10 protein-coding genes and 1 tRNA gene are annotated in these 12,315 nt (G+C 35.6%); 10 read left to right on the forward strand and 1 reads right to left on the reverse strand.

The window, feature by feature from the left end; translation table 11 throughout:
- Positions 1–11 precede the first annotated feature (11 nt).
- Positions 12–473 carry a GyrI-like domain-containing protein gene (locus BHF70_RS09780; RefSeq protein WP_075760047.1) on the forward strand — a complete coding sequence of 154 codons (462 nt, stop codon included), beginning with the start codon at positions 12–14 and terminating at the stop codon, positions 471–473.
- Between the two features lie 51 nt (positions 474–524).
- Here BHF70_RS09780 and BHF70_RS09785 read toward each other — a convergent pair whose 3' ends face one another.
- Positions 525–1,418 carry an AraC family transcriptional regulator gene (locus BHF70_RS09785; protein ID WP_075760048.1) on the reverse strand — a complete coding sequence of 298 codons (894 nt, stop codon included), beginning with the start codon at positions 1,416–1,418 and terminating at the stop codon, positions 525–527.
- Positions 1,419–1,550: 132 nt separating this feature from the next.
- Here BHF70_RS09785 and BHF70_RS09790 point away from each other — a divergent pair, with 132 nt between their 5' ends.
- From BHF70_RS09790 to BHF70_RS09830, 9 genes are all read left to right on the forward strand, one after another.
- Positions 1,551–3,155, forward strand: a complete 1,605-nt coding sequence (locus BHF70_RS09790) for a glycoside hydrolase family 43 protein (RefSeq protein WP_075760049.1) — start codon at positions 1,551–1,553, stop codon at positions 3,153–3,155.
- A gap of 15 nt (positions 3,156–3,170) precedes the next feature.
- Positions 3,171–4,574 (forward strand): PTS mannitol transporter subunit IICB, encoded by a 1,404-nt coding sequence (locus BHF70_RS09795; protein ID WP_075760050.1) that lies wholly within the window; start codon positions 3,171–3,173, stop codon positions 4,572–4,574.
- 26 nt (positions 4,575–4,600) lie between these two features.
- Positions 4,601–5,218: a DUF4867 family protein gene (locus BHF70_RS09800; RefSeq protein ID WP_075760051.1), complete on the forward strand. Its 618-nt coding sequence runs from the start codon at positions 4,601–4,603 to the stop codon at positions 5,216–5,218.
- 17 nt (positions 5,219–5,235) lie between these two features.
- Complete coding sequence (locus tag BHF70_RS09805) at positions 5,236–6,720, forward strand: L-fucose/L-arabinose isomerase family protein (protein ID WP_075760052.1); 1,485 nt, start codon at positions 5,236–5,238, stop codon at positions 6,718–6,720.
- A 3-nt stretch (positions 6,721–6,723) separates the two neighbouring features.
- Positions 6,724–8,193, forward strand: a complete 1,470-nt coding sequence (gene xylB, locus BHF70_RS09810; RefSeq protein ID WP_075760053.1) for a xylulokinase — start codon at positions 6,724–6,726, stop codon at positions 8,191–8,193.
- A 126-nt stretch (positions 8,194–8,319) separates the two neighbouring features.
- Positions 8,320–9,288 carry a leucine-rich repeat protein gene (locus BHF70_RS09815; RefSeq protein WP_075760054.1) on the forward strand — a complete coding sequence of 323 codons (969 nt, stop codon included), beginning with the start codon at positions 8,320–8,322 and terminating at the stop codon, positions 9,286–9,288.
- Between the two features lie 11 nt (positions 9,289–9,299).
- Positions 9,300–10,616 carry a vWA domain-containing protein gene (locus tag BHF70_RS09820; RefSeq protein WP_075760055.1) on the forward strand — a complete coding sequence of 439 codons (1,317 nt, stop codon included), beginning with the start codon at positions 9,300–9,302 and terminating at the stop codon, positions 10,614–10,616.
- Positions 10,606–12,108, forward strand: a complete 1,503-nt coding sequence (locus tag BHF70_RS09825; protein ID WP_075760056.1) for an AAA family ATPase — start codon at positions 10,606–10,608, stop codon at positions 12,106–12,108. Before BHF70_RS09820 ends, BHF70_RS09825 begins: the two co-directional genes overlap by 11 nt.
- An 80-nt stretch (positions 12,109–12,188) precedes the next feature.
- Positions 12,189–12,261: transfer RNA gene (locus BHF70_RS09830), tRNA-Gly, on the forward strand.
- Positions 12,262–12,315 lie beyond the last annotated feature (54 nt).

A 12,315-nucleotide genomic window follows, 5' to 3' on the forward strand; every position in this document is an offset into this window, starting at 1 on the left:
AGACAAAGCTTATGAATTATGAAGTTGTAACATTGGAAGAGAAAATCGTAGCAGGAATTGAGGCTCGCACAAATAATATGAGTCCGGATATGGGACGGGTAATTGGCGGACTATGGAATCGTTTTTTTAATGAGCATATATATGAGAACATTTCCCATAAAGCAAATGATAAAGCTTTAGGAATCTACACAGATTATGCTGCTGATGACAAAGGAGACTATACTGTTATGATAGCTTGTGAAATCAGTGAAGAGCCAAAAGAAATGAAAGATCTCATAGTACGTAAAATACCAGCAGGGAAATATGCTAAATTTGTAATCAAAGGTGACATGGTAGAAGCGGTTGCAAAAGGCTGGCAGGAAATATGGGAGATGGATTTGCCACGCACGTTTTTGTATGATTTTGAGGAGTATCAAAATGACGATATGGAAGAAGCAGAGATCCATATTTATGTAGGATTGAAAGCAGAATAAATATTAAAAAAGATTATGGAGAAATGAATAAATCCATAATCTTTTTTTCTATTAAAGAGAAGGGTCAAAAGATGTTGTTTTTTGACGATATATTTTAGGAGAGATTCCTGCCCATTTTTTAAATTGACGGCTGAAATGAGCAACATTGGAATATCCAACTTGATCAGAAATAGATTCAATAGAAATGTTAGGGTTTCGAATCAGCCGTTTCGCTTCTTTGAATTTCAGTTGATCCAAATATTCTTTTGGTGATATCCCATAGATTTTTTTAAAAACTTCCAATCCATAACTCATGCTGATATTTGCCTCGCGATAAATATTCTTCATTAATAATTGTTCTTTATCTCTGTTTTCATTTAAGAAGAAGGTATTGAAATTATGCTGGATAGTTTCAGCAATTGATCGTGCGATACTAAGAATCTGAATGTTAACTTCATTTTCCTCATTTTCTTCAGATATCTTCACAAAAGCAGTCATTAAACGAGCCAGAATTTCTAAAGTAAGGAAACGGTCTGAAAGGGTATACGCAGTTTTTTTATCATATAATTGTATCCACTCATCTAAAATAGAACGAATTGTAGAGTTTTCTGGAGTACAGTCCGGATAGATGAGACGCCCATTTTTAATCATTGTGTATCTCAAGGCAGGATCATCAATATCAAAATGTGCTGCAAAGTATGTCATACCTTTCGTTGAAAAACAATGATTTTCATGCAAAATTCCGGGTGGAATTAGTAAAATATCATTTTCTTTCAAAATATATGTGTTTTGGTTAATGATAGATTCTTGTTCTCCGGAAAGAATTAGAAGTATTTCGAAAGCAGTGTGAGAAGAGGGGTACCCTTTCCAGCCATGAGGAACATGCTGTTTGTGTGCTGAAAAAAAGGAAATACTGGTATCAAGATAAGGAAGTTTCTTTAGGTGGCTGTATAAATCTTTTTTCATATCTTTTTTCTCCGTGATTTTTGGTAAGTTTACCGTGTGAAATGAGATGGTTATCATGATTAGAATTTATTATACTATGAAACAGATAGAAAAGAAATTGCTTTTTAGAAGAAAAGGAGGAAAGAAGGAAAGATGATAGAAAACCCAATAATTCGAGGATTTAATCCGGATCCGGCCATATGTAAAAAAGGAGGTGATTATTATATTGCAACATCTACTTTTGAATGGTTTCCTGGAGTACAAATTTTCCATTCTAGGGATTTAAAGAACTGGAAGCTGATCTGTAGACCGTTAAATAGGGTAAGTCAATTAAACTTGATGGGGATTCCGGATAGTGGCGGAGTATGGGCGCCATGTTTGACTTATGCAGATCATAAATTTTGGCTGGTTTACTCTATTATGAGAGAACACCGGGCTTTTAAAGATGTCCGCAATTATGTAGTGACAGCAGATGAAATTGATGGAGAATGGAGTGAGCCGGTTTTCTTAAATGCCAGTGGATTTGATCCCTCTCTATTTCATGATATCGACGGCAGAAAATATGTTTTGAATATGGTATATGATTTTAGAAATTATCATCCATGGAATTATGGGATCAGTCTGCAGGAGTTTGATGTGGAAAAAGGAGAATTAGTTGGAAAACCAGAAATGATTTTTAAAGGAACAAAGTTACAGAAAACAGAGGGACCTCATTTGTATTACATTGATGGATATTATTATCTGTTTACAGCAGAAGGGGGATCTCAATTTGGACATTCCATTACCGTAGCACGTTCCAAGAATTTAAGAGGCCCTTATGAAGTACATCCGGATAATCCGATTTTGACAGCATGGTATGCTCCGGAAAATTATTTGCAAAAGACAGGACATGCTTCCTTAGTTCATACGGATAGTGATGAATGGTATGTTACTTACCTAACAAGCCGTCCGATTAAGCGGAAACAAAAAGGAATTTTTGAGGAAAGAGGATTTTGTACCTTAGGAAGAGAGACGGCAATTTCAAAAGTAGAATGGAAAGATGGGTGGCCTTATATTGTCGGCGGAAAAACGGCACAGCAATATGTAGAACAGCCAAATCTACCAGAACAAATGTGGCCTGCACCAGATGAAAAAAAATATTTTAAAGATGGAATTCCAAAAGAGTTTCAGACATTAAGAGTTCCATTTACAGAAAAAATGGGAGAAATAAAAGATCAGGGTCTGGTTTTATATGGACAAGAGTCTCTGTATTCTGTGTTTGAGCAGTCCATGATTGCGAGAAGATTTGAATCACTTAATTTTGAGGCAGAGACTGTTGTTAATTTTCTACCTGAATATTTCCAACAAATGGCTGGTCTGGTATGTTATTACAATAGCAAAAACTGGACAACATTACATGTAACTTATGACGAAGAAAAAGGAAAAATCTTAAATATTTTATCCTGTGAAGCATCTGCCTTAACCTGGCCTCTGAAAGATCAGGAAAAAATTCAAGTGGAAGGTAATCAAATTTATCTGAAAGTAAAGGTGACAAAAGAGTTTTATCAATTTTATTACTCTTTGGACGGAAAAGAATGGACAGCACTTCCGGTCAAATTTGATACTTATAAATTGTCAGATGATTATATTGCAAAACCATTTTTGGGACCAACGGGAAGTGCGTTTACAGGAGCATTTGTAGGAATTCATTGTAATGATTTGACGGGAATGAGATGTCCGGCAACATTTAGATATTTTAAATATACAGAAGAAAAATAAGGAGGAACAAAAGAAATGGGAAATGATAACAAAGGAAAAGGAGTACGCGTTCAATTACAGAAATTTGGAAGTTTCTTAAGTGGAATGATCATGCCGAATATTTTGGCTTTCATTGCATGGGGTCTATTGGCTGCATTATTTATTGATACAGGATGGCTGCCAAATAAAGATTTCAATGAAATGGTGGCACCAACATTAAATTATTTATTGCCTGTTTTAGTGGCTTATACAGGTGGAAAACAGATTTATGAGACACGAGGAGCGGTCGTTGCAGCAATGGTTACAATGGGACTAATTGTAGGTAGTGATGTAACAATGTTTTTAGGAGCAATGATTGTTGGACCGACAGTTGCCTTTTTGATGAAAAAAATTGATGCATTATATGAAAATAAGATTCCGGCAGGATTCGAAATGCTGGTCCGCAATTTCAGCGCTGGTATTTTTGCAGCAATTATGGCAATTGTATGCTATGTAGGCGTAGGTCCGATTTTTAATGGTTTAAATATTATTTTAACCAATGGGGTGAATGTATTAGTTGAACATAAATTAATTCCATTGATCAGCATTTTTATGGAGCCGGCAAAAGTACTATTTCTTAACAATGCAGTAAATTTTGGAGTATTGACACCGATAGGATTAAATCAAGTTGCGGAAACTGGAAAATCTATGATGTTTGCAATTGATAATCCGGGAGTTGGTCTTGGAATCTTATTATCTTACTGTGTATTTGGAAAAGGAAATTCTAAGAAAACAGCACCAGGAGCAATTATCATTCATTTCTTTGGCGGAATTGCTGAAATTTACTTCCCATATGTATTAATGAATCCATTGCTTTTGATTCCCGCAATTTTAGGTGGCATGTCAGGAGTGACAACTTTAATGCTTACAGGTGTGGGAATGATCAGTCCGGCTTCTCCAGGAAGTATTTTCGCTTTCATGGCAGTAACACCAAGGGGAAATCATTTCGGAATTATTCTAGCAATTTTCGTTGCAACCGTTGTAACATTTTTAACAGCTTCTTTTGTTCATAAAATATCAGGGACAGATGAATCTGACGATGATTTCGAAGCAGCAGAAGAAATGACAAAACAGATGAAACAAAGCGGTAAATTAAATACAAATGTATCTAACAATGCAGAGGTTACAAAGATTATTTTTGCCTGCGATGCTGGAATGGGATCCAGTGCACTTGGAGCTTCCATTGTCCGAAAGAAAGTAGAAGAAATGAAACTTCCAATTCAGGTTACTAACCAGGCAATCCGTAACTTATCTGCTGATCAAAATACATTGGTGATCACACAAAATGAATTGTTAGAGCGTGCACAGAAACAATCACCAAGAGCGCAATTTTATGCAGTAGATAAATTTTTGCCAGCGGAACAATATGATGAGCTATTACAAAATATAACAAAGGAATAAATATTAAGGTTATAAAGGGAAAATTTATGAAAATAAAAGATATCACAAGCAATTCATTTCAAAAGTATGGAAAAATCTTACAGGGATATCAGACATTAGAGCTATTAAATGAAATGAAAAATACACCTTTGCCGGAAAATGTAATTTATGTAGCGTCAGTGGAAGAATTAGAAAATCTTCCACTGGCCGAAGAAATCCAAAACAGAACATTTGGCGGGATGCCGATCCAAATCGGATATTGTAATGGAAACAATAAAAAGCTGAATGCAGTAGAATACCATCGTTCTTCTGAAATTAATCTGGCTGCAACAGATATAATTTTAATGTTAGGAATGCAACAGGATATTGATGAGGAGTATCATTATCAAACAGATAAAATAGAAGCTTTCTATGTACCAAAAGGAACCATGATAGAATTATATGCTACAACACTTCATTATGCTCCATGTACTGCCAAAGAAAACGGATTTCGATGTGTTGTAATTCTCCCGAAGGGCACAAATGAGAAATTGACATTTTCAGTGTTCTCAAATGGGGAAGATAAACTTTTAGCAGCGCGAAATAAATGGCTGATTGCACATGAAGAAGCAGCTATTGATGGCGCATTCTGTGGATTGATTGGTGAAAATATCGCTTTAGAATAGAGAAAGGAAGAAGAAAAATGGAAAATATGCCAAAGATAAAAATTGGAATTGTGGCAGTCAGCCGCGATTGCTTTCCAGAGAGTTTATCTGTAAACCGCAGAAAAGCTTTAGTGGAAGCATATAAAATAAAATATGATGAAAATGATATTTATGAATGTCCGATCTGTATTGTAGAGAGTGAAATCCATATGGTACAGGCATTAGAAGATATTAAAAAAGCCGGATGTGATGCACTGGTTGTATATCTGGGAAATTTTGGACCGGAAATTTCAGAGACGCTTCTTGCAAAACATTTTGAAGGGCCGAAAATGTTTGTGGCGGCAGCAGAAGAAAGTGGAGATCATTTACAAGACGGCAGAGGAGATGCCTATTGTGGAATGTTGAACGCTAGTTATAATCTAAAATTACGAGATGTGAAAGCTTATATTCCTGAATATCCGGTAGGAACGGCAGAAGAATGTGCAGATATGATCCATGAATTTCTTCCAATCGCAAGAACTGTAAAAGCGTTAAGTGAATTGAAAATTATCAGTTTTGGACCTCGCCCATTAAATTTTTTGGCTTGTAATGCGCCAATCAAAGCATTATATGATTTAGGAGTTGAGATTGAAGAAAATTCTGAACTGGATTTGTTTGAATCATTTCAACAACATGCGGGGGATGAAAGAATCCCATCGATTGTAAAAGAAATGGAAGCGGAATTAGGTGCTGGGAATAAAAAGCCTGAAATTTTAAGGAAACTGGCTCAGTATGAATTGACCTTAAAAGATTGGATAAAGGATCATAAAGGTTATCGAAAGTATGTAGCAATTGCTGGAAAATGCTGGCCTGCTTTCCAAACACAGTTTGGCTTTGTTCCGTGTTATGTGAACAGCCGGTTGACGGATCAGGGGATTCCTGTATCTTGTGAAGTTGACATTTATGGTGCACTGAGTGAATTTATTGGAACAGTTATCAGTCAGGATACCGTAACATTGTTAGATATTAATAATACAGTTCCGAAAGACATGTATGAGGAAGATATTAAGGGAAGTTTTGATTATACACAAAAAGATACTTTTATGGGATTCCATTGTGGAAATACAGCCAAGAGCAAACTTTCTTTCTGTGAGATGAAATATCAGAAAATTATGGCAAGAACTCTTCCAAAGGAAGTAACACAGGGAACTTTAGAAGGTGATATTGTGCCAGGTAATATTACATTTTTCCGATTACAGAGTACTGCAGATACAAAACTTCGTGCATATATTGCACAGGGAGAAGTTCTTCCAGTAAAAACAAAGTCTTTTGGATCCATTGGTGTGTTTGCAATTCCGGAAATGGGAAGATTTTATCGACATGTATTAATTGAAAAGAATTTTCCTCATCATGGAGCTGTTGCGTTTGGACATTTTGGAAAAACATTATATGAGGTATTTAAGTATATTGGAGTAGAGGTTGAGGAAATAGGATTTAATCAGCCGAAAAATATGCGATATCCGACAGAAAATCCATGGGGGTAGAAAATGCTGTATATAGGAATTGATTTGGGAACATCTGCGGTAAAACTGCTCCTTATGGATGAAAAGGGGGATATAAAAAATATTGTATCCAAAGAATATCCAATTTTTTTCCCGCGAACTGGATGGTCAGAGCAAAATCCAGAAGATTGGTATGAGAAAACGGTAGAAGGGATTGGAGAACTCATCGATGGATTTGATAAAAATAAGATTAGTGGAATCAGCTTTGGTGGACAAATGCACGGATTAGTAATCTTGGATGATAATGATGAAGTGATTCGGCCGGCAATTCTATGGAACGATGGAAGAACGGAGAAAGAAACCAATGATTTGAATCAAATTATTGGAAAAGATAAGTTATCGGAGTATACAGCCAATATTGCATTTGCTGGTTTTACAGCTCCCAAAATTTTATGGTTGAAAAAACATGAACCAAAGAACTTTGAAAAAATCTGTAAGATCATGCTTCCGAAAGATTATCTAGCATATAAATTGTCTGGAATTTTTTGCACGGATTATTCTGATGCATCAGGAACACTTTTGCTAGATGTAAAAAATAAATGCTGGTCAAAGGAAATGCTGAAAATCTGTGGAATTCAAGAAAATCAGCTTCCAAAGCTGTATGAAAGTTATGAAGTAGTTGGTAATATTCATCCTGAGACTGCAAAATCTATAGGACTGCCCGAAAAAATAAAAATCATTGCTGGAGCGGGAGATAATGCAGCAGCAGCCGTCGGAACGGGAACTATAGGGGATGGAAAATGCAATATTTCTCTTGGAACCTCAGGAACAATTTTTATCTCCAGTGATAAGTTTAGTGTTGACTGCCATAATGCCTTGCATTCATTTGTTCATGCAAATGGGAAATTTCATTTAATGGGATGTGTGCTAAGTGCTGCATCTTGCAATATGTGGTGGATGGATAAAATCATTGGAACGAATGATTATGTGGAAGAACAGAAAAAAATTGAAAAATTAGGAGAAAATCATGTGTATTTTCTACCGTATTTGATGGGTGAACGTTCACCTCATAATGATCCTGATGCCAGGGGAATTTTTATTGGATTGACGATGGATACAACAAAAGAAGATATGACTCAGGCAATATTAGAGGGTGTAGCTTTTGCGATCAGAGATTGTTTTGAAGTAGCAAAAACTTTGGGAATTCAGATAGAACAAACCAAAATATGTGGCGGAGGTGCCAAGAGTACGCTATGGAAGAAAATTATTGCAAATGTTTTAAATATGAGAGTTGATAGTGTTGAGAGTGAAGAAGGTCCGGGATATGGTGCAGCGATATTGGCATCTGTAGGATGTGGTGAATATGACAATATAGAGGATGCAGTAAATACTTATGTGAAAGTATCAGATACGATAAAACCAGATCCTGGTCTTGTGAAAAAATATGATAAAAAATATAAAAAATTTACTGAAATATATCCTGCAATCAAAGACTTATTTCCAAAAATAAAATAAAAAAAGGAAAATGATAAATGTATAAAATTTATCATTTTCCTTTTTTGGTTATAGATTTCCGGGTGGACGGGTTTTGTTGGATGGGGTATACTAAGAAATAATTCAGAACAGATAGGAAGTTGTATTATGCTGGAAATAGAATATAGAAATACAAAAAATAATGGGTTGGAGATTCTGCGTTGTTATGGTCAGGATTCTATGATAGATCTTCCAGATATGATTCATGGAAAAACAGTAACAAAGATCGGAGATTATATGTTTTCTGCGCACAAAAGAAAAGAGGATCAAAATGTATCGATGGTGAGAATCGGAGATTCTTTTTTGAATGAGGATCCAGCAAAGATGTTATGTGGCAATCAAGTAGAAAACGTCTTTTTGCCAAAAGAAGTAGAGGAAATTGGACGCTATGTATTTTATGGATGTGCAAATTTAAAAAAAATACGATTTACAGATTCTTTGCTGCGCACCGGAACAGGGATTTTTACCGGATGTAAACTGCAGGAAATTGAATTAGACTTTTATCATGGGAAAAAATCTGCATTAAAAGATATTGTTTCGGATACGAGATTTCCGGTAAAGATACAATTAAAATATCATGAAGCAGACGAAGTGAAGGAAGCACACTTATTCTTTCCAGAATATTATGAAGAAGCAGTAGAAAATACACCGGCGAGAATTATTGAGAATTATTTTAATGGAACAGGATATAAGTACCGGCAGTGCTTTTTCCGCGGTGAAGTAGACTATCAGAAATATGATGCGTTATTTATGGATGCAATGGCCATTGAAACAAAAGAAACCGTTTATCAAATTGTATTCGGGAGACTTCTGTATCCGTTGGAGCTTTCAGATTCTGCAAGAGAGCGGTATTTAAAATATGTTAAGGAACAGCAAAATGATATTGTAAAATATTTCATACAAGAAGAAAATATGAAAGCATTGCAATTTATGGGGAACGAAAAACTTTGGACGAAAGATTGTCTGGATGAAGCAATTGATGTTGCTGCCAAGAAACAGAAAACAGAAATCCTTAGTTTTTTAATGAATGAGAAGAATCAGATATTTCCAAAAAAGAAAAAGACATTTGAACTATAGAGGTAGCAAAGGTGGAAGAGAAGTTAAATGACCAATTAAATCAAATAGGACAGCAGATTCTTGCGGTCACAAGAAATGAACTGTATCTTCATATGCGGTTTTTGGATGTGGCATTAAGCAGCTTTTTTTATGTCATGGATCCGGCAGTCAACGGGTTTGGGACAGATGGAATGAATATATTTTTTCATCCGGCAAGATTAGGCGGAATTTATCGTCAGAATAGGATTTTTATGAATCGGGGATACCTTCATATGGTACTTCATTGTATACTGCATCATATTACCAGACGGCATCAAAGGGAGAAAGAATTTTGGAATTTGGCCTGTGATATTGCAGTAGAATCTATTATTGACCGCTGGTATATCAAATGCATCCGTCAGCCTCAGACAAGGCTTAAAAAGGATACTTATCGAAAATTAGAAGGATCTATGAAAGTTTTGACGGCAGAAAGAATATATCGGCAGCTGATCTTATGGAATTTATCCGAAAAAGAACAACAGGAGCTTCATCGGGAATTTTATGTGGATGATCATCAATATTGGCCGGAAGATCCGAAGCAAAAGATGCACAATGAGGTAGAAAATAGATGGAAGAATATCAGCGAAAAAACGGAAACAGATATGCAGACATTTTCCAGTGAAGCATCTCAAGAATCTGGCAATTTGCTGGAACAAGTACAGGTCGAAAATAGAGAACGGTATAATTATCGGGAGTTTTTACAAAAATTTGCAGTTTTACGGGAAGAAGTAACCATTGATCCAGATTCATTTGATTATACATTTTACACATACGGACTCAGTATGTATGGAAATATGCCGCTTATTGAGCCTCAAGAATGGAAGGAAGTAAAAAAAGTAGAAGAATTTGCAGTTGTGATCGACACATCCATGTCTTGTTCCGGAGATTTGGTCAAGAAGTTTTTAGAGGAAACATACAGTGTTTTAAGCGAACAGCAAAGCTTTTTTCATAAAGTCAACATTCATATGATCCAGTGTGATGAAATGGTACAAAATGACCGGAAAATTACAGATGAAAAAGAATTGAAAGAATATATGGAGCATTTAGAGCTTCGTGGAGAAGGCGGAACAGATTTCCGTCCGGCGTTTGAATATGTAGATCAGTTAATTGAAAATGGTGAATTTTATCATTTAAAGGGTCTGATCTATTTTACAGACGGAAAAGGAATTTATCCCCCAAAAATGCCTTCTTATGAAACTGCATTTGTCTTTATGCAGGAAGAATATGAGGATACACAAGTACCGCCATGGGCCATGAAACTGATTATTGATGAGGAAGATTTGGAAGAAGGAGAACAGCATGAACATTAAAAGAGCAAAAGAAGAAATTAAAAATTCCATTGAAGCATATCTTCAAAAAGATAAATATGGAGAATATATGATACCATCGATCCGGCAAAGACCAGTGTTATTGATGGGACCTCCGGGGATCGGGAAAACACAGATTATGGAACAAATTGCCAAGGAATGTAACATTGGACTTGTTGCATATACGATCACCCATCATACACGGCAAAGTGCGATAGGACTTCCGTTTATTAAAGAAAAAGAATATGGTGGAAAAACTTATTCAGTCACAGAATATACGATGAGTGAAATTATTGCGGCTGTATATGATAAAATTGAGCAGACAGGAATGAAAGAAGGCATTTTATTCATTGATGAGATTAACTGTGTATCAGAAACATTGGCGCCGACAATGCTTCAGTTTTTACAGTGTAAAACCTTTGGAAATCAGAAAGTACCAGAAGGCTGGATGATTGTAGCAGCAGGTAATCCGCCGGAATATAATAAATCTGTGCGTGAATTTGACGTAGTAACATTAGATCGTATCAAAAAAATTGATGTGGAAGCTGATTATGAAGTATGGAAAGAATATGCATACAAAACAGGAATTCATCCGGTAATTCTGGCTTATTTAGAGATCAAAAAAGATTATTTTTATCGTATGGAAACGACAGTAGATGGAAAAGCTTTTGTTACAGCCAGAGGATGGGAGGATTTATCCAGACTGATCCAAGTTTATGAAAGTCTGGGAAAAACTGTTGACAGGGAAGTTGTCTATCAATATTTACAACATTTAAAGATTGCAAAAGATTTTGCAAACTACTATGAACTTTATAAAAAGTATAAAGAAGATTATGGAATTGAAAGGATTCTTTGTGGACAGTTCCAGCCGGAAACAATCGAACGTTTAAAATTTGCTTCTTTTGATGAAAAATTAAGTGTTGTAGGACTTTTGAATGGGAAATTAGGGGAAATGTTCCGAAATTGTTGGAAAACAGATGCTTATGTTACGGAATTATTTGGATGTTTAAAACAGTTTAAAGCGAATAATTCTATGGAACAGGTACTTGAGAGTGCAAAAGCAGTTTTAGAGCAGAAAAAGAAAACAGAACAACTTGGAAAACAGGAGGAATACATTCGAAAAGACGTCATTCATAAGCTGGAATCTTATCAGAAAATGATTTTGGAAGAACATTTAAATGCAGAAGATGCATTTGAAAAAGTAAGAGAAGATTTCAATCAGGAGACAGTCTACAGAGAACAAGAAATTGATAAAACATCTTCCACATTGGAATATGCTTTTGAATTTATGGAACAGGCATTTGGAGAGAGTCAGGAAATGGTTGTTTTCGTTACAGAATTGAATGTTAACTACTATAGTGTTCAGTTTATCAAAGAAAATGGATGTGATAAATATTATCAATACAATAAGGGACTATTGTTTGATGAGCAACAAGGGAAGATTTTGGCAGAGTTGGATGAAATCGAACAGGGAATGGAAATAACCTTAAAATAAAAAATTTTAGATAAACGAAAAAATCTGTTGACAGAAATGATGAAATACGATAGAATATTCATTGTCTGAAAAACAGATATGCGATAGTGGCGTAGCTGGTAACGCGCAACCTTGCCAAGGTTGAGACCGCGGGTTCGAACCCCGTCTATCGCTTTTGAAGAAACCGCCGAATATGGCGGTTTTTTCATTGCGTAAATTTATTATTTT

This window comes from Anaerostipes sp. 494a, from assembly GCF_001940315.1.
Taxonomy (GTDB): Bacteria; Bacillota; Clostridia; order Lachnospirales; family Lachnospiraceae; genus Anaerostipes; species Anaerostipes faecalis.